The sequence below is a fragment of the Mesorhizobium sp. M7A.F.Ca.US.011.01.1.1 genome (genome assembly GCF_003998295.1).
Taxonomy (GTDB): Bacteria; Pseudomonadota; Alphaproteobacteria; order Rhizobiales; family Rhizobiaceae; genus Mesorhizobium.
Map to the genome: position 1 here is coordinate 143,841 of NZ_RZRT01000003.1, position 20,989 is coordinate 164,829.

Below are 20,989 nucleotides of genomic sequence, written 5' to 3' on the forward strand. Positions count from 1 at the left end.
CTTCCGTCACGCTGTCCGTGTCGGCAACCGCCGTCGGCACGTCGTCGACAATGGCGATCTGGAACGAGGCGCTTGGATCGTCCGCCACGTTGCCGTCGCTGTCGGCGACATGCACCGTGAACGTCTCGAATGGCGTTGCGTCCGTGGCATGATTGACGTTGGTCGCCAGCGTATAGCTGTAGCTCACCGTCGTCCCGTTGATTGCCGTGATGGTCAGCGTGCCGTAGTCGCCGGCAACCGTCGCACCCACCGCAACCGCGGTCCCGTTGATCGTCACCGTCGAGGCGCCGTCGCCGTTCGTGTAGCTGAACGTGCCGGCCGTCGTCTCGGAATTGGTCAGGGAAGCCGAGCCGGCCGGAAGGCCGGCCTCGTCAACCGAAGTCCCGGGCGCCCCAGCCTGCGGAACGGTGACCGTCGGCACGTCGTTGGTGCCGTTGATGGTGATCTCGACCGTTGTCGTCGAGATGTCGCCGTCGCCATCGGTCAGCGTGTAGGTGAACGTGTCCGTCAGATGCTGGCCCGAGCTCAGCGCCTGGACCGCCGCAGCGCCGTTGTTCAGCGTGTAGCTGTAGTGGCCGTCCGCATCGATCGTGATCGAACCGTAGCTGCCCGCCACGACCGACCCGACATGGCCCGAGGCCGATGCGACCGTGCCTGCCTCGACGCCCGTTACCGTCGCCCCGTCCGCGCCCTTCACGTCGGCAACGCCGTCCGTCACATTCGCGTCCGTGCCGCCGCTGGCGGTGATGACGTTGCCGTCCGCGACCGTCGGGCCGTCTTCCGTCACGCTGTCCGTGTCGGCAACCGCCGTCGGCACGTCGTCGACAATGGCGATCTGGAACGAGGCGCTTGGATCGTCCGCCACATTGCCGTCGCTGTCGGCGACATGCACCGTGAACGTCTCGAATGGCGTTGCGTCCGTGGCATGATTGACGTTGGTCGCCAGCGTATAGCTGTAGCTCACCGTCGTCCCGTTGATTGCCGTGATGGTCAGCGTGCCGTAGTCGCCGGCAACCGTCGCACCCACCGCAACCGCGGTCCCGTTGATCGTCACCGTCGAGGCGCCGTCGCCGTTCGTGTAGCTGAACGTGCCGGCCGTCGTCTCGGAATTGGTCAGGGAAGCCGAGCCGGCCGGAAGGCCGGCCTCGTCAACCGAAGTCCCGGGCGCCCCAGCCTGCGGAACGGTGACCGTCGGCACGTCGTTGGTGCCGTTGATGGTGATCTCGACCGTTGTCGTCGAGATGTCGCCGTCGCCATCGGTCAGCGTGTAGGTGAACGTGTCCGTCAGATGCTGGCCGGTGGTCAGCGCCTGGACCGCCGCAGCGCCGTTGTTCAGCGTGTAGCTGTAGTGGCCGTCCGCATCGATCGTGATCGAACCGTAGCTGCCCGCCACGACCGACCCGACATGGCCCGAGGCCGATGCGACCGTGCCTGCCTCGACGCCCGTTACCGTCGCCCCGTCCGCGCCCTTCACGTCGGCAACGCCGTCCGTCACATTCGCGTCCGCGCCGCCGCTGGTCGTGATGACGTTGCCGTCCGCGACCGTCGGGCCGTCTTCCGTCACGCTGTCCGTGTCGGCAACCGCCGTCGGCACGTCGTCGACAATGGCGACGGCGAAGGTCGTGCTGGCAGTATCGCCGTCGACATCCGTGACAGTGATGGTGAAATTCTCAGGAACCGTGTCGGTGCTGGGATCATAGCCAGGTGTCTGATCCGTATGGGAAACCGATTCGGTCACCGTGTAATTGTATTCGATGGCACCGGTGCTCGGATTGTAGGAGACGATCGTCAGGTAACCGTACTGCCCTGGGATGTGCTGATCGACGCCGGTGACGGTGACACCGTTGATGACGATCGAGCCAATTCCATCCGGCGCGTCGATGCTGATCGTTCCAGTGTTGGACGTTTCTTTGTCGGTCGGCGCTTCGCTGCCCGGCGATTGACCCGCACCGCCATCGAGGCCAGTTTCACTGGCCGCTTCGGTCGGGGCAAGCAGTGACGTGGCCGTCACTGAAACCTGCCTGTCGACGATCGACGGAAACAGCTCGCGCCGATCCAGAAGCCCGAACTGCAGAGCCGTCGGGGGCAACAGGGCCGACAGGTCGAACCCGTCGCCAATGCCGCCGGGGGGAACCGAGAAGTCTCCGCCCGCACTCGAGTTCGAACCGCCCGAGCCGGCCGACATGGAACCGTCTGCGCCGAAGGCAACGTCGACATGGCTGGATTCCAGCGCCGCCAGCAGCGCGACGCGCGGCACCTCGACGTCGCCGATGATGAAGGTCGGCACGTTCAGGGCGCCGTCCTTGACCACGATCACCGAGCCGTCGGCCTGTTCGAGCAGAAGGTTTTGTCCGTCGACCTTGATGTTGTCGATGGAGGCGTTGGCCGGAAGCCTCACCACATGGCTGGCGTCGGCTACATATTCGTGCGGCGCAGCTGCCGGCGGCGCCTTGGCTTCCGCAGGGGCTTCCGGTTTGACAGGCGCTCCGCCGCCGACATCGACCGGCACCGGTTCGGACGCTGCCGGCGCGGGCTGCTGCGTCGAATTTGCCTGTGCGACCCGGATCTCCGCCGGCGATGCCTGATCAGCGTGTTCATTGGACGCGGAATGCTCGTTCAAGGAACCCGAAAAACTGTCCAACTCGATATTGTTCGTCATGGCTGAAACCCCTCCGATATTTACCGGATAGAGACAGCGGCCACTTCTACTTTGCAACTGCCCCCTAATCTATTTCATATATTATGATATGCATTGCTCGGCCTTTTTTACACGTGGTAAACCGCAACAATATAACCTGATATATGTTGGCTTCTGCATATCTCCTTGACGGATGGCTGGTCGGCATCTTTTCCGGCAATCAAAGTATAAATTTGAATAAAATTTTAGACAAACTGGATAAAGACAGTTGCTGGATATTTATCCACCTTCCTTTCCAATAATTTGAGACAAGATTGGTAGCGTCCACAGTCAAAGGTGGGCGTTATGAAAAAGCAAAAATCAGTTCCGGGAAAAACCCGGCTCCAGATGCTCCTGCTGGCAATCGGGCTTATCAGCCTGGCGGGGCCGTCATTCGCGAGCGGTATCGCCGCATCCGGCTGGCCTCAGGAGAAGGTTCAGACGCCGCCCTGTCTCGGCGGTGTTTCGCTGGCGAGGCCCCAGCCCAGGCGGCCCGCGGGCGCTTACCGGATCGGTCTGGTCACCAGCAGTTATGGCCCGGCAGATGCTGACCGCGAGGATGGCCCGTCAACGGCGCGAGATGACGCCGGGATCGATCCGGTGCAGACCGCGTCGATCATTCCGGGGGTCTTCGGATCGGTTGCCTTGTCCATGCGCAATTTTCCCGTCGCGGCGCGCTGGGCGCCCGTCTACCGGGCAATCACCGCCTGTTCGGCCGGCAGCCCCTGCGAGCGCAAGAGCACGGCTTTTGCCGGCATGATCGCCGCCGCTCAAGGCAAGGGATTCAGCGAGAAGCTGTCCTTCGTCAACAGCAGCGTAAATCGCCTGATCGCCTACAGGAAAGATAGCGTCGTCTACGGCAAGCTCGACTATTGGGCGAAGCCTTCGGAGATCCTCGAGCGGCGAGCCGGCGACTGCGAGGATTTCGCCATTCTCAAGATGACGGCCCTGCTGAGGGCCGGCATTCCGACGCAGAGCATGGCGCTGGTTGTTCTCCAGGACCGCAAGCGAGGCTTCTTTCACGCAGTGCTGTCGGTGAGCACAGGCAGCGGCACCTTCATTCTCGACAGCCTCAGCAACAGCGTCGTGCGTGACGGCGATCTCCCGGATTACGTTCCGCTCTACTCGTTCAGCACGGACCGGGCCTGGATCCACGGTTCAAGACCGGGCGGAGCCCAGATGGCTGACATAAAAGGCGGTATCGCAACCGTCGCACCTGGCGAAGGTTTTCAGCCATAAGTTTCTCGTCGGGATTGGTGGTGATTCAGCCGCCGAAGACGAACGCCATCAGCAGCTCCGGCTCGAGCACCGGAGCCCGCACCGCATTCAATTGCCCCCGGTATCGACGGTCACCCGCGCCGATGACAAAACCGGTGGCCACCGGCGATTCGCCATTGGCATCGAGCCGCGTGAAGATGTCGGCCACATTGAGGTCCAGCGCCAGCTTGAGGTCGTGCCGTGCGTCATCGCTTGGGGCGATCGGCAATTGACGCTTGACCAGTTGCTGGAACGGTGCGTTGAACGACAGGATCTTCTTCGACGAAGCCAGGGCAAAGGCCGGAGACGGGCAAGCGACCAGTATGGCGTTGATGGTGTTGATCGATGCAAGCCTTCGCAAGGTCAGGTTTTCGTCCCCCAATCCACGCATGCAGGCCACCCGGATCGCGGATGTCAAATTGCCTGTCTGTGCCTGGCTTTCGGCGATCTCGTCGATGAGCATGCCGATCGTGCATTTCCTGCGTTCGGCCATCTGCTTCAGCGACAACCAGAATGCCCGCTCCAAGCGGATGCCGCGTCTTATGCCGCCACGCGCCACGACCCGAAATTCAAGCCCAAAATCCTCGGCCGCGACTGGCGGAAGCAGTCGCTCGCCATCAGGATGAGGGCTGGCGCTACCGCTCACTCATCGCCTCCTCGCGCGCCTTGTTGATCGGCTTCAGGAGGTAGTGCAGGATCGTCTTGCGCCCGGTCTTGATGTCGACCGAGCAGATCATGCCGGGAATGATCGAATAGGCCTTGCCGTCTCTTTGAAGGGTCGATTTGTCCGTCGCCACGCGCACCTGATAGTAGGGTTCCCCCGTTTTCTGATCGACCAGGCTGTCGGCTGTGATGTTGGAGACCTTGCCCTCGATGCCGCCGAAGATCGAGAAATCATAGGCGGTGACCTTGATAAGGGCCTCCTGGTCGGGACGGATGAACGCGACATCCCGTGGCGAGACCCGTGCCTCCACCAGCAACGTCTCGGAGGTCGGCACGATGCCGGCCACGACGGCGCCGGGCTGGACGAAGGCCCCGACCGTGTTGAGCTCCAGCGTGTTGACGATGCCATCCACGGGAGATCGGATGTCCGTGCGCGCGACCTTGTCGGTGGCCCCCCTTATGGTTTCATCCACCACCGAAAGTTCCGCCAGCGCCTGGGTAAGGTCGTCCAACGCCTCCTGCTGCAGTTGCAGGCCGAGTTCCTCGACCTGAAGCTGGGCTTCCGTGATCGACGATTTGATCTTCTTTATTGTTTCGCCGGCCAGGTTCAGCTGGCCGTTGAGCTCGGTCTGTTCGCGCTCTACCCGGAGCTGCTCGGTCCTTGCCATCAGGCCTTTCTTGACCATCGCGTCGACCAGTTTTGCCTCCTGGTCGCTGACGACCAGGTTCTTGGTCAGACGGTCGGAATTGGCCACCGCCTCGGCCAGTTCCCTCTCGCGCTGATCGAGGCGTGACTTGAGCACGGACAGCTTGTTGTCGAAGTTCCCGCGCCGGGCAATGAGCAGCTTCTGTTCATTGTCGCAGATTTGCGGAGCGACCGACTGAATGTCCTGCGGGCACGGAAATGGGCCCGAGAGATTGCCGGCCTGTTCGTATTTCAGCCTTGCTATGCGCACTTCCAGCGCGCGCGCCTTGGCCTGCTGCTCGCCGAGACTGGACGTATTGAGCGTGTTGTCCAGACGAATGATGAGATCGTTCTTCTTGACGACCTGGCCAATGGTCACGGCGATTTCCTGAACGACACCGGCCTCACTCGCCTGGATGATCTGGGTCTTGGAAGCGGGTATGACCTTGCCGTCGCCGCGTGCGATCTCATCGACTTCGGCAAAGGACGCCCAGGCGACAAAGACGACGAAGAGCGCTCCGATGATGAATATGGACGCCGACGCAAACAGCGGCGGTCGATCTTCCCTGGCAAGCATTTCCCACGCCCCAACGCATTGGATGCAGCAATAATTGTTTTGTCAGGCGCTTGTTTTCTGCAACGCCTGTATGACTTGGTCCTTTGGTCCGTCAGCAACGATCTTGCCCCGTTCGATAACGATCAGGCGGTCGGCCAGCTCAAGCATGCTGAACCGATGTGTGGAGACGATCAGCGTCGTGTCGCGGTCGAAAGCGACTTTGAGCTGCTTGATCAACTGGCGTTCCGAGGCAAGATCCATCGAGCCCGACGGCTCATCCAGAAAGACGATTTTCGGTTTGGTCAAAAGCAGGCGTGCGATCGCCACGGTCTGCCTCTGGCCGCCGGAAAGATTGGTGCCGCGCTCGCCGACATTCATGTCGTAGCCGCGCGGGTGTCGTGAGACGAAATCGTCGACACCAGCCGCCTTTGCCGCTTCGATGATCTGTTCGTCGGTAGCCTCGGGGCATGCCATCAGGAGGTTTTCCTTGATGGTGCCTGAGAACAGGTCGCCGGCCTGCGCAACGATGCCGACCGCGGCGCGAACCTCGGACGGGTGATACTGGCGAATGTCGATCCCATCCAGCAGCAACTCACCGGAAGTCGGCAGGAAGAGCCGGCCGATCAGCCGCCCCATCGTCGTCTTTCCCGATCCTATGCGGCCGATGATGCCGATCCGCTCACCCGGCTTGACCGAGAAATTCAGGCCGGTCAAAACCTCGTTTTCCGAGCCCGGATAGACAAACCCGACATTCCTGAACACCATCGCCCCCTTGCGAATGGGGCGGTTGACGAAGCCCACCGTGTCGGGTCGATCTTCCGGTTGAGCCATGATCGAGTTCACCATTCTCAGCGAGAGCATGGCCTGGCGAAACCGGGACAGCGTGATGGCGATCTGGCCGAGCGGCGCCACGGCCCTGCTCGCCAGCATCACCGTTCCTATGATTGCTCCTGTCGAAACATGCCCTTCCGAGAAGGCATAGGCGCCGGCCACGACCAGGGCGACGGTCACCAGTTGTTGTATGGACTGGGTGATGTTGCCCGCCGCCGCCGAAAGCTGCTTGATCTTCTCGGACGTGTTGGCGGCGTTCTTGGAGTGCTCCCCCCATTTTCGCAGCAGATACGCCTCGGCGCGCAGCGACTTGATCGTCTCCAGCGTCGAGATGGATTCGACCAGCAGTGCCTGGCGCTGCGATGCTTCGTTCATCGAGGCGGCGACGCGCTTGCCGATGCGGCGCTGGGTGACCAGGCCGACGATGACGGACATCACGAAGGCCAGCGCCGGTATGATCACCAGCCAGCCGCCAATTGCATAGATCACAAGGAGAAAGACGAAGACGAATGCCGTGTCGATGAACACGCTTATGGTGTTGGAGGTGAAGAACTCCCTGACGAATTCATATTGCGTGACCCTGTTTGCGTATTCACCGGTCGAACCGGGGCGCGCCGACAGCGACGAGTTCAGCACTTTCTCGAACAGCAGATAGGATATTCGGAGATCCGCCTTGCGCCCGGCATAGTCGATGAGGGAAGCCCTGGCCGTCTTCAAAAGCAGGTCGAACAGGATGACCGCACCGATGCCGAGAGCCAGCACCCACAGTGTCGATATTGCCTTGTTCGGCAGGATCCTGTCGTAGACGTTCATGGTGAAGATCGGCGAGGCTATGGCCAGCAGATTGATGAACACCGCCGCCAGGACGACTTTCGAATAGGTGCGCCAGAAAGCGCCCATCGTCCCCGTGAGCCAATGTCTCCGCTCGATCCTGGCCGCCGAGCCGACCGACATGGTCTCGGCGGCATTGGCGTAGGTGATCGAGAAGGAAGCGCCGCCGCTGATGTAGCTGGCGGCCAGTTCCGATCGGCCGATCGCGGTGCGGCCGTCTTCCTGGGGCGCGGTGATATACGCATCGTCTTCGCCTAGAGCGAGCAGGGCAACGGGCAATTGGCTGACGCGAAAGACGATTGCGGGCAGATCGATACGCCCCCTGAGAAAATCGCGGTGGTTGAACTCGGTGACTTCCAGGCCGATGCGTTCGGCAAGGTGCCTGATGTCGTCGACCGCAATTCTCGTGTCCGAGAGCGGCACGCCGGCAAACAGCACGGTCTCCGCGCTCGGCCTGCCGAGATATCCGGCAACGGCTGAGAAGCAGGCCTTGAACGCCTCCTTGGGGGAGAGGATGTTGGGTTGCTGGTTCACGATCTGCCCGTCAGGACGCTCGCTGGACCTTGCGTCGTCTTATTTCTTCCTCACCGGAGCGAGGATGTCGAAAGGCAGGTCGTTCTTCTGCTCCGACGGCGTCCGCGCATAGGTCTCGGTGTCTGCGGTTTCCGGTGCTGCGAACTCGGTGCGTGCATAGGCTGTCGCTTGCTTTGCCGGCTGAAGGTTCATCGTTTTCAGCAACTGTCCGGTCGCGGCCAGAAGCCGGTACTGGGCAAACAGCGATGCGTAGGACGCGGTATCCGCCAGCGTTGCCGTGTTGAACCGCGTATTCTGCGCGTCCAGCACGTCGAGCAGCGAGCGCTGTCCAACCTTGAACTGCTCGCGATAGGAAGCGACCAGCTTCTCATTGGCGGCGGCTTGCTGCCTCAGCGTCTTCGCCAGATCGGCTTGTCGGAAACGGCGATCCCACGACGTGCGAACGGCTTCCTCGATTTCGCGCTGCACCTGATGCAGCGCCAGACGCTGTTCGCTGGTGCGGCGGATCTGCTCCTGCTCGTTGGCCTTGTCGATACCACCGCGGTAGAGATTCCACCGCAGGACCACGCGCGCCTGCAGGTCGCTGGTGTCGCCATCGTCGCCGTCAATGTCAGTTCCCGCCCGGGCGCGACCTTCAGCGATGATGGAGGGGCCGAATTTAGCCCGTGCGGCATCCACGAGAGAGGCCGCCGCGTCGATGTCGCTGTTGGCCATGTGCACGCGCGGATTGCTTTCGCGCGCCAACCCTATTGCCTCGTCAAGCGAGCGCGGGAGCGCGGCCGAGACATCGCCCGGCCTCGAAGGGCTGGTCAGTGGCTTTCCGACGGTCTTGAAGAAGCGGATCTTGGCCGCTTCCAGTTCCTCGGTCGCCTCCTGCATGCGCGCCTTGGCGGCAAACAGCCGTTCCTCGGCCTGCTGCCGGTCGGCCTCGTTCAGCGCGCCGCCCGAGATGCCTTGCCGGATGTCGCCGAGAATTGCCTGATGGAAGCCGAGATTTTTCTTCGCTTCGACAACGATCGAAGCCTGCAGCATGTACTCCAGATAGTCCTGGACGACGGACAGCCCGATGAATTCGGACCGTTCCAGCACACGGAATGAAGCGCCGTCGACGCGCGATGCCTGGCGGTTCAATTCGGCCCGCCTTGCGCCGCTGTCATAAAGCGTCTGCGAAACGGTAAGATCCGTTTCAGCCGGATAGAGTGCGTCGTCTTCGATGGAAAGGGAGCGCCGGGATGAATTGTCGAGCCGGCGAACGCCAGCCGATGCCTCGACATCGACACTGGGAAGATAAAGGCCCTTGGCCTGCCGCAACTCGAACTCGATTGCTTCGCGATTTTCGATCGCCTGTCCAATCTCGGGATTGGATTCCACCGCGACAGCCATCGCCTCCTTGAGCGTAAGCGCATGAGCACTCCCGCAGGTCAGCATGGTGGCCGCCATCAAAAGACCAAGGCGCCTGCCTATGGTCGACATGTTTGTCGTATTCATCAATCCCACCCTAACGTTTCCCCAGCGTCCTTTTCAGAGCGCTAACCAAGCCAAGGCCTGCCCGTCGGTGGATTATTCACAAATTCACGGAATATGTGAGCGATTATTGATTTAGAGGTCGCTAAATAGCCTTTTTGGGCAACAAGGCTGCGAGATGTAGCAAAAATAGCACATAAACGTCGGCTCGCTACGGTTGTATCCGGACGCCGCACTCTGCGGGATAGCCCGAGAACCGGCAGGTCATTGGGCCGATATGGCCGGAATCATGCCATGTGGGTATGGCGGCTGTTGATGACCCAACCTGAAGTTGAGCCATTTTCAGGTACGCCCTCTCGGCAGCCGCGTCCCAAAATACTCCGTCGCGGCGGCCGGCGTGCGCGTCATGTCGCTCGTTCCGGCCAAAAGCTGGGTCAGCGCGCACCCTAATTTGCGCTCAACGCCACCATGCGGTCGAGCGCCGCCGTCAAGCCGCGAAGCGACACCGGGAAGCTCAGCGGGGTCTCGGCGTCCGTCGTCACATTGAGCTTCAGCACCGAGCCTCCCCTCAGCTTTCCAAGCGTCGGCCGATCGACGGTAAAGACGGAGACGCAACCCGTCGGCAGGCAGGTCCTGAAGCGCTGCGGGGACAATGGCGGTTGATCGTCGATCTGCAGCGTCACGCCCGGGTCGAGCAGGATGCCGAAGGGCAGAAGCAGGGTAGCCGTCGTCGAGCCGTCCGGGCGTGCCGCGATCTCAACGGCAAGAAGCCTCTGCCCGTTCTGCTGGACTTGGTCTTGCGCGAGCGAGCACACTCTCGCCTTCTCGCGAACCGAACAGGTCACACTCCAGTCCTGATAGACCTCGCGCAGTGATGAGGGTCCATCCGGGACAGCCGCCACCTGTTGCTGGGCGGACACCGGCGACATCAACGAAAACAGGATTGCCCCACATGCGGAGACGGCCTTCGGGCCAGGCTTCATGTGCAGACCCACTCGCGGATCTTGCATTTCTCTCCCGTCGCCTCGCAGGCCTGCAAAGCGAGATCCTCCGCTTCCCGACGGGTCTCGGCCGAGTTCACGCCCCAGGGCGTGAAACGGTTCTCCACCTTGTCCGCCACGGCGAGTGCACCGCAATGCTTGTAGGGAAAGCCGGTCTCGTCGTCATCATTCCAATGGCGATGGTTGCGGAAGACGGTGACGACGTTGCAGGCCTTTCCGCCCGCGTTCTCGCAATATTTCTGTGCGATGTCCTTCGCTTCCTGCCGCTTGTCGGCGCCCCAGAAGAAGCCGTATTTGCTATCGGCCTGCGAATAGGCAATGGCCGCCCATATGCCTTTTTCCTCCTGTTGCGGCTCCGGTGGGGCCACAAGGTCGGCCGAGACGACTTGTCCGCTCCACAACAGGGTCAAGCCCAAAACTGCCAAAGCCTGCAATCTCATGGTCGGCATCCTTTCCTTAACCTCGATCGCTTCGCGTCCTACTTCGTCGCCGAAGCGAGGGAGATCACCACACAGCTTTTGCCCGTCGGCAGGAGAAGCGCTTCGCCGGCATTGCCGCCGAGCTCGTAGACCTCGACCTGCCCGAGATGGTCGGTAATCTTGCTGCCCTGCGGCAGGATGGATGCGATGTCGGCGCACGGGCTGGCGAATGGCGCCACCCGCACCATCGCCCCTTCGCAACCCGTGGCGGTGGGCGATGCGAACACGATGCCGGCGGCCGGTCCGCTATAGCGTTCCGACGCATAATCCATGCCGACAAAGGCCTGAATGGCGTGCTTGTCGGCGGCCTGGTCGTTCCACAGGGATTTGACGCTATATTTCGTGCCGCTCGTTAGAATCTGTCCGAGCACCGGATAGACAGTCGAGCAGGCCTGCACCCCGGCCTGCTTGACATGCTCGAGGAAGGGCGTGTCCGGAAGCCCGGGGGCCGCCGCTGTTTCTGCGGGTGCGGCCGTCGCGCCGCCGACCAGATTGGCGATCGCGGCATAGTTCCCGGCGGCGAAGCCAAGCCCCGCCACGACCAATCCCAGCAGTGAATATCCGGCCACGCGTGGCCAGCGCCGCCTCGGGGACTCGGCCCGCCTCTGCCGATCCGCCTCGACGGTCGCAGTGCGTTTCGCGGGCGTGAACTGGTCCTGCTGGCTCATGGTGATGCCCCGGTTATTTGAGTGGTGAAAGGGCCTCTGACAGCCCCTTGAGCGTTGCGGTCACGGTGATCGTCTGACCGTCGACCGTCGAATAGGAGATCGCCGGTGTCGCATTCTGCGAGATCTGTCGGCGCATGACGGGGCCTACCGGCAACATGCCGACGCAGACCATTTCGTTGCAGCCGTTCAGGTGAACATCGATCGGCTGCTTCTGTCCATCGAACTTCAGTGACACCAGGCCATCGCTCCTGGCGTTCGGAGCGGTGCGCAGGATCATGTACGGCTTGCCGTCCTGGGTGGCGGCAAGCGACCAGCTGAAAGCCATCTTGCCTGATGCGTCCTCGATGATCTGCGAGACGTTGCAGACCTTCTTGCGAGCCTTGAGGTTCTCGTCGCAGATCAGCGTCCAGTTATCGAATGGGCGGATGGTGCGCTGATAGTCTCCGAGCTTGACCTCGGGCGGCACCACTACGTCCGAAGGCTTGATCCTGTAGGTCGACGCGACCTGCCCGGCGGCCGGCACGAGGCCGCCGCAGAGCACCAGGCAGGTCAGGGCAACAAGTCCTTTCATTCCTGCCTCAGTTCAAGGTGAAGCTGATGCCGGCGCCGACACCGACATGCCCACCCGCGGCCGTGCCCGACAGATTGCCCCGGATGCGGCCGTCCTCGCTGGTATAGCCCGCACCGAAGGCGAACGCGCCTGCGTCCCGCCACAAGCCGCCACCCGCCGCGACACTCAGCTTTCCGGGCCGGTCGTCATAGCGCAGCGAGGCGGCCGCAAGGCCTATTGCGGCCGCCTGCCGCGCCTCGTCGCGGATGCCGCTGATGTCCGAATTGAGCTGGCTGAGCTTCTGGTCGGTATAGTCGTTGGCCTGCTGCAAGGTCGTCACCGCCACCTTGTCGGTGTAGTCGTTGGACGTATCGATAGCGTAGGCCACACGGTTGTCCGTATAGCTCTTGCCCGCGGTCAGGCCCTGGTTCATCTGGTCGACGTTGACCGCATCGGTCCCTTTGACGCCGGGGCCGACATTGGAGATGACGACCGGCGCGTTGACGTCCCCACCTTGCAACGTGATGGTGTTCGTCTTGTTGCCGCCCTGGGTGTCATAGGTCACCGCGTTCTGGGTAAGGTTTCCGACGCCGGCTTTCAGATCCTCGATCGCCGTGTTGGTGGCGTAGAGCTGCGAGCCGTTGATCGCATCGGTGCTGCCGGCATCGACGCGGCCGGCGGCGACATTGGTGATGGTCCGCTCGGCGCCGGCGTCGCCAACGCTGACGGTTCCGGTCGGCGTCGTGCCGGCATAAGTGTAGGTCTTGCCGTTGATGACGGTGCTGGAGGTCCCGACGGCGGTCTGTGTCACCGAACCGGAACCGAGCGCCACATCGTTGGCATTGTTGGCCTGCGCGCCCTGGCCGAGCGCGACGGCGCCCTGCCCGGTGGCCGTCGAGCCATGTCCCGCGGCCAGGCTGTCGGTGCCGCTCGCCACGCTTTCCGGCCCGATCGCCACGGCGTTGGTGCCGCCGGCAATGCTGTCGGCCAGCGTCGAGTTGGCGTGGAAATATTTGATGCCGCCGCCATTGCTGATGCTGGTCAGCGCATTGTCGACGGCCGTGAAGCCGTCATAGACGGTGGAATAGTTGTTGCCCTGGATGGTGTAGGTCGGGCCGGTGATCGAGCCGTCGGGATTGACGGTCGTGCCGCCGCCGAACAGGTTGCTGACGTTTTGCGTCACGCCGCGCAATTGCGAGACGTTGACGCCGTCGGTATCGGCCGAGCCCGCCGCGACGTTGGTGAGCTTGCGTTCGGCCCCGGCGGCGCCGATCGAAACCTCGCCGACCGAGGTCTGCGGACCGGCGAGCGCAAACGCCGTGTAGCCCGCCTGCGCGCCGACCGTGGTGATGGACTGCGCGCCGAGCGCCACGCTGTTGATGAAGGTGCTCTGGGCGCCGGCGCCGAGCGCCACCGACTGGATGCCCGAGGCGAGCGAATTGGTGCCGAGCGCAATGCCGTCCGCCAGCATCACATGGGCATTCTGGCCGATCGCCGTGCCGCCGGGTGCAGTCTGGTCGACGATCGCGCCATTGCCGATGCCGACGCCGTTGTCGCCGTTGACGACAGTGGTCGGACCGACCGCTACCGATTCCGCGCCGACCGCCAGCGAGTCGCCCGCCGTCGAATTGGCATGGAAATACTTGGTCGAGGTGGCGGATACGGCAGCGATGGCGCCGGCGAGCTGGCGCACCGTCACCGCATCCTGATCCTGCGTGCCGTCGGCTACATTGGTGATCTGCCGGTAGGACGTTGCGTCGCCGACCGAAACGGCGCCGAGCAGCGTCTTGTCGGTCGTGTTGTACTGGATGAAGTTGGCTGGGCCGGCCGCGATCTGGCCCGTGGCCGGAGCCAGCGCGCGATCGGAGACCGACCCCGAGCCGAGCGCCACGCCGCCGTCGATGCTGACATTGCTGTCGCGGCCGAGCGCCAGTGCGCTGACGCCGGTGGCGGTCGCCTGGTAGCCGACGGCGGTGGAGCCGACGCCTTGTGCGAAGGAATCGGTTTGCGCCAGCCCGGCCTCGTTGGTGCGGGCGTAGCGGATGCCCATGCCATTGGCATCGGTATAGGCAGTCGACGTGTCGCCGGCGATGTTGTTGATCGTGTTGCCGAGATTGGTCACCGAACCGCCGATGGTGCTGAGCGTGGTGCCGATGGCGTCGACGGCCTGGTTGGTGGCGGCGAGCTGCGAACCGTTGATCGCGTCGGTCGACGTCGAGCTGATCCGCCCCGCGGCGACGTTGGTGATGGTGCGTTCCGCACCGACCGCGCCAACGCTGACCGTCGAAGTCGGGTTGGTGCCTTGGAAGGCATAGGTAGTGCCGTTGATCACGGTGCTGGGCGTACCGACGGCGACGTCGGTGACACTGCCCGAGCCGAGCGCCACGTCGCCTGCGTTGACGGCGCTTGAGAGGGCGCCAAGCGCGAGTGCATTTTCGGCGCCGGCATTCGCTCCCACGCCCAGAGCGGTCGCCTGAAGGGCGGTAGCAAAGGAGTTCTGGCCGATCGCGGTGCTGGAGGTGGCTGTCGCATTGGCATTGGCGCCGACGGCGGTGCTATATTGGCCAGAGGCGTTGGAAATGTATCCAATCGCGGTTGCGTCAAGCGCCGATGCGACGGCACCGCTGCCGAAGGCCGAGGCGTTGGCGTCGGATGCGCTTGAATTGACACCGGCCGCGATGGCGTTCGTCCCGGTCGCCGTCGCGACAGGTCCGATCGCAACGGAGTCCGTACCGGTCGCCGAGGAGTCCGCGGCAGTCGAGTTGGCATGGAAATACTTGATGCCGCCGCCGACATTGATGTTGTTGACGACGGCGCCTATGGCGTCGACGGCCTGGTTGGTAGCGGCGAGCTGCGAACCGTTGATCGCGTCGGTCGACGTCGAGCTGATCCGCCCCGCGGCGACGTTGGTGATGGTGCGTTCCGCACCGACCGCGCCGATGCTGACCGTCGAGGTCGGGTTGGTGCCCTGGAATGCATAGGTCGTGCCGTTGACCACCCCACTGGCCGTGCCGATCGCCGTGGTGGTCACCGAGCCCGAGCCGAGCGCCACGTCGCCGGAGCTTGCCGCCGCCGTCGCGCCATCGCCAAATGCGATATTCCCGGCGAGGCCGGCGGCACCTGCCGTGGAGCCGTTGCCCAACGCCACTGAGCCTTGGCCGATCGCCTTGTTGTTGTTGCCGATGGCGACGGCACCGTTGGCCGCGTTGGCCGCGGTGGCGGTCGCCGTGCCGTCGCTGTTGGCGATGTTGTTGGCGCCGCCGGTGAAGGCGCCGGTGCCGCTGGCGAAGCTCGGATCGCCGATGGCAACCGCGCCGTCGCCATAGGCGACGTTGCCCGCACCGATGGCGACGGCCTTGCCCCCGCTTGCGTTTGCGTTGGTGCCGATGGCGACGGCGTCGACGGAGTTCGCAGTGGCCTGGAGACCGACCGCGATGGCGTTGGCTGCGGACGCCGTCACGTCTGTGCCGATACCGATGGCGCTCTGTGCGCTGGCGCCTGCTCCAAAGGTGCGCGAGCCGACATAGATGGCGTTCAACCCGGACGCGCTCGCCGAAACGCCGACAGCGACGGCATTGGTGCCGCTGGATGCGGCGCCGATGCCGAGCGCTGTGCTGGCAATCCCGCTGGCGTTGGCGCTGACGCCGGCGGCGAGGGAATTGTCTCCCGTCGCATTCGCTCCGGACCCGAATGAGGAGGCGTTTGTGCCGCTGGCAACGGCCGTGTTGCCAACCGCTGTGCTGGCGGCGCTGCTCGCATTTGCGGTCGTGCCGATGGCGATGGAATCGTTGCCCACGGCGGTGGCCAAACGGCCGCCGGCGAACCCACGGTCGCCGCTGGCAGTGGCGTTCCCGAGGGCTGTGGAATTCGCTCCCGAAGCAACGGAGAAGGTGCCGAGGGCGGCGGAGCCGGCTCCCGTGGCCTGTGTGCTAGCGCCGATCGCGACCGCGTTGGTGTTGGTTGCGGCCGCACCGGCCCCCAGCGCCATCGAGGCAGCACCCGAGGCCGCCGCGTTCTTGCCCAGAGCCACCGCGTTTCCTGCAGATGAAACGGATTGGCGTCCTATCGCAATGCTGTCGATCTGAGACGCCCTCACGTCCGTGCCGATAGCGATGGCGCTCTCTTGAAGGGCGCCCATTCCCGCAACAGTTCGGTTGCCAAGATTGACGGCGTTGATCGCGGTCGCGGTCGCCTGGAAGCCAATGGCGATGGCATTCTGGTTGCTTGCGACGGCGCTATTACCTTGGGCAAGCGAATCCAGCCCGGACGCTGTCGCCCCAAACCCGAGCGCGGTGGCGCGCAGCCCGGTTGCCCGGGTAACATAGCCGATCGCCGTCGAGTTCGTTCCGTCGGCACGCGCGTTCAGGCCAAAGGCGGCCGCGCCTGCGGCTGCAACCGAGTTGACGCCAATGGAGCTTGCTGCGTCTCCGAGGGCCTGGGCGTTCCCGCCCAAGGCCAGTGCATTGACGCCGGTCGCGCCCGCGAAGACACCTATGCCTATGGCGTTCAGGCCATTGACACCCATCGAATAGCCGATGGCGATCGAAGCATCGCCCGTTGCGTTGTTAGAGGTGCCCAACGCCACGCTGTTGGCGCCATTCGCTTTGGCACCGTTACCGATTGCGACGGCGTTGCCGGCTGCCGCGGTTCCGCCGCCGGCCTGATATTGTGCCTGCGCGGGCGTGGCAGCCATGCCGATCGCGAAGGCGCCCAGCACTGCGGCCGCCGCCGACATTCCGCCAACGCCCAGCGTCCCCAGCCCCAGGCGTTTGCGCCCCATGCACAGCACGCAATGCGCCATCCGTAGCACCGCCATCAAGCGGCGGCGAACCGAGCGGGAACTAACATCGGCCCCCGCGATCCACTGCCCGGCGAAATGCGCCGCGCGACGCTGAACAAGAAGCGAGCCGTTCGAAATCTGATTGTCGGTCATGGTTCCCTCTCCGCTGGCCGGCACGAAATGTCTGACAATTCCGTTCCACCGCAGGAAGACATGATTCCTGCCTACGGTATTTCACGAAATTGCTGCCATGTGAGAAAAGAGCGTAGCAAACCTACAGAGGTTAACGGCTTGTTACCTTAGCCAATGCTTTAAAACCAAGAAACCAAGCATTGAAATAAGCGTCGCCTCACCTAACCTTGGCGTTAAGCTTCCCCATCCGTGCCTGCAACGGCGTCCTCTGCCGGTATTTCTTCATCACAGTGGTAAAATGGCTCTGACTTGAAAACCCGCTGGAGTGGGCGATGTCGGCGATCGTCATGCGGCTGTCCGCAAGCAGTCTTTCAGCGAAATCCAGCCGCAGGTCGAGGACGTACTGGTGCGGCGGCATTCCGAACGTCCTCGAGAAAGCCCGCACAAAATGATAGGGGGAAAGACCGCAAACCGCGGCCATCTCGGCAAGCGCCAGCTTGCGCGTAAAGTTCTCGTCCAGGAATTGCTGCACGCGGCGCGCGGCGCGGACGGAAAGCCCGCCTTTCGCGTTGAGCGTCGGCTGTCGCGAATTGGTTCCGGAAACCGGTCCGGGGAAACCATCATCGCCCGGCATTTTTCGGCCTCCCGATACGTCCCAGATGATGTTCAACCCAAGGCTTTCTTCCATGTTCCCCTGAAAAACAATTCGTGATTGATCGAAGCTGACCGGCATCGCCACTCATCGGATCGTTCCGGCCGGACGGCGAACAATGCGCGGACTGCATGACATTCCAGAGGACTCCTGCGGAGCTTGGGGCAGATTTGCAGCGGGACGTAGTTTGAAAACTCAGCATGGCCTTGCAGAAAATTCCGGTCTTGCGTCGCGGGTGAGCAGGCGTCGCCATTTTGCCATGGCCGGGCCCTCAGTTCTTGAGGGAAGCATGCCCGGCCCCGGTCGGCGTTCTCGCTCTGTATTTCTTCAGCGCCACGGCCAGATGGCTCTGATCCGAAGAACCGGCGAGACAGGCGACTTCGGCAATCGGCAACTCACCGCAATGCGGCGGCACGCCGAACGTTGCTATGAGATGGTTGGATGAAACCCCTGCGAAGGATGCCAATTCTCCGACGACTTTTCGCACGACGTTTTCGTCGAGATATTCCCGCACGCGTGGCGCGCCGTATTCCGTGATCCTGTCGCTGCCGGGCGAGGCTCTCAATCCGCCTATGGGCCTCAGCACAATTCCGGTGGAAGGCTCCTTGGCCAGGAATGTCTGCGGGACGGGATCGCGGGCGGAGTGTATGATACTCCCCCGCGCGGTGGCCCTCCTGGGACCTGCGCTTTCAGGAATTATGTCCAGGACATATCGAGCTCCCCGTTCTCGATTGACGCCCCGGGAATCGCCGCTGTCCCGAGCATCGTCCGTATTTTTCATGCCTGGCCTCTGCCGCTTTGTCCGCTGCCTGAAATCCCCCTTAGCCCGACCCGGACCCAGCGTAACGCACATGCCGCGGATAGTGAATAACATCCGTACGCAAAGAAAAAATTTTGTTCGGGATAAGAGGAACCAGTCACAAGGGAGGGACTGGAACATTTTTCGACACCTTCGCCGGCGCATTGGCTGACGGAGCATCAACGAAAAACCCGCCTGCGCGGCGGGTCACTGGCGCAAATCAGCACCATGGGCGAATATGTACTATAGCTGAGGTCACCTAGTCAAGAAAAAATTCCTATCGTGAAAAGCTGCGTGCGCAAAAGTTGCCAACTGCCGCGAGGCCTCTGGTCGACCTGAATTCGGAGCCCTGCTTCAGGGGACAATTTGGCCATTTCGGCGGCCATTCAACAATGTAGAGCTACCGGATTTGCCGCCGGTCATTGCAGATCGTCGCGACGATTCTCATACAAATCCCATGTAAGTTCCACAAAACCCAGAAGAACGTCTTCCTCGCTCCACCCGGCGGCAACGGCTGCCTGGACAATCTCGCGGACGAGAGGCAGCAATTGGCGTTGGCATTCTGCCGACGTGTCGGCAGCCGCGTCATCGCCGGGAGGTCCATCGAAGTTGAATTTCATCATTCGGCGCCCCCCTCGCCATCAATCAAAGTGTTTATATCACTAAAATCATTCCTCCTGATATACAATAGAGGTGGCACCAAAGCATAAGAGGCTTCGGAGGCCCCGAGCAGAACAGGACGATGCCAGGCTCTATGCTTCCCCTGGGTCAGGTTTTTCCTTCTGAACAGGATCTATCGGGGTGCTTCAACCCATCGATCTCTGCGGCTGGTCGAACTCTTCAGCAAGGGCCGCATGCCACCATCCGGCGAATGCGCGGCACGAGCGGCTGCATTGCCTTCTGCAACCGCTCGCTGGATAGTCTCGGCATGTTGGAGACCCTGGCGACTCACTGGCCTCAAATTCTAGCCATCATCTCCGTGGTGATGGCGACGGTCGGCATCGTCCATGCCGTCATGACCAAGGAAGATGTCCGCGCCGCCACCGGCTGGGTCGGCGTGATGGTGCTGTCCCCCATCCTTGGCGTGCTGATCTATGCCGTCGCCGGCATCAACCGCATCCGCCGCGCCACGATCACCGCCCAGCGCCCGTTTGCCGACGGCGCGGTGTCCGCCAAGCACGAGCGCGACGTCGCTGTCGAAGAGGCCCTGATCGTCGAGCGCTACGGGCAACGGTTCACGGGCTTGCGGACACTGGGCGACAGGGTGGCGCGGCCCACGCTCAATCCTGGAAATGCAATCGATGTGCTGGAGACCGGCGACGAGGCCTATGCCGCCATGTGCGCGGCCATCGATGGTGCCGAGCGCAGCGTCCTGCTCGAGACCTATATTTTCGACAATGACGCCGTCGGCCTGCTCTTCGTCGAGGCGCTGGCCGGCGCCGTCCGGCGCGGCGTCACCGTCCGCGTGCTGATCGATGCCGTCGGCGCCCGCTACTCGGTGCCGAGCATCCTGGGGCATTTGCGCGAGGCCAACATCCCCGCCGATGTCTTCAACGGCAACATCGTCATGGGCCTGCGCCTGCCCTACGCCAATCTGAGGACCCACCGGAAGATCCTGGTGGTCGACGGCATCGCCGCCTTCACCGGGGGCATGAACATCCGAAAAGGCTTCTCAGCCGAATTCGCCGGCTCCAACAGCGCCAGGGACACACATTTCCGGGTGACCGGTCCGATCGTCGCCGACCTCTTTTCGGTCGCCGCCGAGGACTGGCGCTTCGCCACCAACGAGGCGCTGAAAGGCGACGCCTGGCGCATCGCCCCGCTGTCGCCATCGCCAGGCGCACCGATGATGGTGCGGGCAGTCGCGTCCGGCCCGGATGCCAGCAACGAGACCAACCACAAGCTGCTGATCGGTGCATTCTCGGTCGCCCGCAAGTCTATACGCGTGATGTCGCCCTATTTCCTGCCGGATCGGGAACTGATCAGCGCGCTGATCACCGCCGGCAGGCGCGGGGTCGAAATAGACATCGTGGTGCCGGCGGTGAACAATCTTTTCCTCGTCGACCGCGCGATGATGGCGCAGTTCGATCAGGTGCTCAAACACTATTGCCGTGTCTGGCGAACCGAGGGACCGTTCGACCATTCGAAGCTGCTTTCGATCGACGGCGTGTGGGCCTATGTCGGATCTTCCAATCTTGATGCCCGATCGCTGCGGCTGAATTTCGAGATCGACCTGGAGGTGCTCGATGCCGGCTTTGCCAGCGAGATCGAGACGCGGATCGGGTCGGCGATTGCCTCCGCCGTGCCGGTGACGCTGGAAGCCTTGCGAGCCCGGCCGTTTCTTATCCGGCTGTTCGACCGGGTATTGTGGCTCGGTTCACCCTATCTCTAAGGCGGAGGTGCGCTTGAGGAACTCGTCTGTCATGGAAC

The 20,989-nt window shown here is 62.8% G+C and carries 15 protein-coding genes; 2 read left to right on the plus strand and 13 right to left on the minus strand.

Annotated features, from left to right (window positions below):
* A partial coding sequence (locus EOA13_RS05450; RefSeq protein ID WP_206535264.1) for a VCBS domain-containing protein occupies nucleotides 1–2,659 on the minus strand: 2,659 nt, incomplete at its 3' end.
* Nucleotides 2,660–3,025: 366 nt separating this feature from the next.
* On the opposite strand from EOA13_RS05450, the gene EOA13_RS05455 reads away from it, so the two are divergent.
* Entirely contained in the window at nucleotides 3,026–3,916 is an 891-nt protein-coding gene (locus EOA13_RS05455) for a transglutaminase-like cysteine peptidase (protein WP_348629748.1), read from the plus strand.
* Between the two features lie 25 nt (nucleotides 3,917–3,941).
* Here EOA13_RS05455 and EOA13_RS05460 read toward each other — a convergent pair whose 3' ends face one another.
* From EOA13_RS05460 to EOA13_RS05515, 12 genes are all read right to left on the minus strand, one after another.
* On the minus strand, nucleotides 3,942–4,580 hold the full coding sequence (locus EOA13_RS05460; protein WP_127290324.1) for a ribbon-helix-helix domain-containing protein: 639 nt from the start codon (nucleotides 4,578–4,580) through the stop codon (nucleotides 3,942–3,944).
* Complete coding sequence (locus EOA13_RS05465) at nucleotides 4,570–5,859, minus strand: HlyD family type I secretion periplasmic adaptor subunit (protein WP_023809952.1); 1,290 nt, start codon at nucleotides 5,857–5,859, stop codon at nucleotides 4,570–4,572. The genes EOA13_RS05460 and EOA13_RS05465 overlap by 11 nt, the downstream gene beginning before the upstream one ends.
* Before the next feature lie 42 nt (nucleotides 5,860–5,901).
* Complete coding sequence (locus tag EOA13_RS05470; RefSeq protein ID WP_023809953.1) at nucleotides 5,902–8,034, minus strand: type I secretion system permease/ATPase; 2,133 nt, start codon at nucleotides 8,032–8,034, stop codon at nucleotides 5,902–5,904.
* A 39-nt stretch (nucleotides 8,035–8,073) separates the two neighbouring features.
* Nucleotides 8,074–9,522, minus strand: coding sequence for a TolC family protein (locus EOA13_RS05475; RefSeq protein ID WP_127290326.1), 1,449 nt, complete (start codon nucleotides 9,520–9,522; stop codon nucleotides 8,074–8,076).
* Between the two features lie 422 nt (nucleotides 9,523–9,944).
* Nucleotides 9,945–10,481: an invasion associated locus B family protein gene (locus EOA13_RS05480; protein ID WP_031212778.1), complete on the minus strand. Its 537-nt coding sequence runs from the start codon at nucleotides 10,479–10,481 to the stop codon at nucleotides 9,945–9,947.
* Nucleotides 10,478–10,939: a DUF4189 domain-containing protein gene (locus EOA13_RS05485; protein WP_127290328.1), complete on the minus strand. Its 462-nt coding sequence runs from the start codon at nucleotides 10,937–10,939 to the stop codon at nucleotides 10,478–10,480. Before EOA13_RS05485 ends, EOA13_RS05480 begins: the two co-directional genes overlap by 4 nt.
* A gap of 38 nt (nucleotides 10,940–10,977) precedes the next feature.
* Complete coding sequence (locus tag EOA13_RS05490) at nucleotides 10,978–11,646, minus strand: hypothetical protein (RefSeq protein ID WP_127290330.1); 669 nt, start codon at nucleotides 11,644–11,646, stop codon at nucleotides 10,978–10,980.
* 13 nt (nucleotides 11,647–11,659) lie between these two features.
* Nucleotides 11,660–12,217: an invasion associated locus B family protein gene (locus tag EOA13_RS05495; protein ID WP_127290332.1), complete on the minus strand. Its 558-nt coding sequence runs from the start codon at nucleotides 12,215–12,217 to the stop codon at nucleotides 11,660–11,662.
* Nucleotides 12,218–12,224: 7 nt separating this feature from the next.
* Nucleotides 12,225–17,129 (minus strand): YadA-like family protein, encoded by a 4,905-nt coding sequence (locus tag EOA13_RS05500; RefSeq protein ID WP_127290334.1) that lies wholly within the window; start codon nucleotides 17,127–17,129, stop codon nucleotides 12,225–12,227.
* A 196-nt stretch (nucleotides 17,130–17,325) separates the two neighbouring features.
* Nucleotides 17,326–17,841 (minus strand): AraC family transcriptional regulator, encoded by a 516-nt coding sequence (locus EOA13_RS05505; RefSeq protein ID WP_127290336.1) that lies wholly within the window; start codon nucleotides 17,839–17,841, stop codon nucleotides 17,326–17,328.
* Between the two features lie 190 nt (nucleotides 17,842–18,031).
* Nucleotides 18,032–18,346 (minus strand): AraC family transcriptional regulator, encoded by a 315-nt coding sequence (locus tag EOA13_RS38535; RefSeq protein ID WP_245490304.1) that lies wholly within the window; start codon nucleotides 18,344–18,346, stop codon nucleotides 18,032–18,034.
* Between the two features lie 632 nt (nucleotides 18,347–18,978).
* Nucleotides 18,979–19,182 (minus strand): hypothetical protein, encoded by a 204-nt coding sequence (locus EOA13_RS05515; protein ID WP_164779989.1) that lies wholly within the window; start codon nucleotides 19,180–19,182, stop codon nucleotides 18,979–18,981.
* Between the two features lie 305 nt (nucleotides 19,183–19,487).
* Between EOA13_RS05515 and EOA13_RS05520 the strand changes: the two genes are divergently transcribed.
* Nucleotides 19,488–20,951 (plus strand): phosphatidylserine/phosphatidylglycerophosphate/cardiolipin synthase family protein, encoded by a 1,464-nt coding sequence (locus tag EOA13_RS05520; protein ID WP_127290338.1) that lies wholly within the window; start codon nucleotides 19,488–19,490, stop codon nucleotides 20,949–20,951.
* Nucleotides 20,952–20,989: the final 38 nt, after the last annotated feature.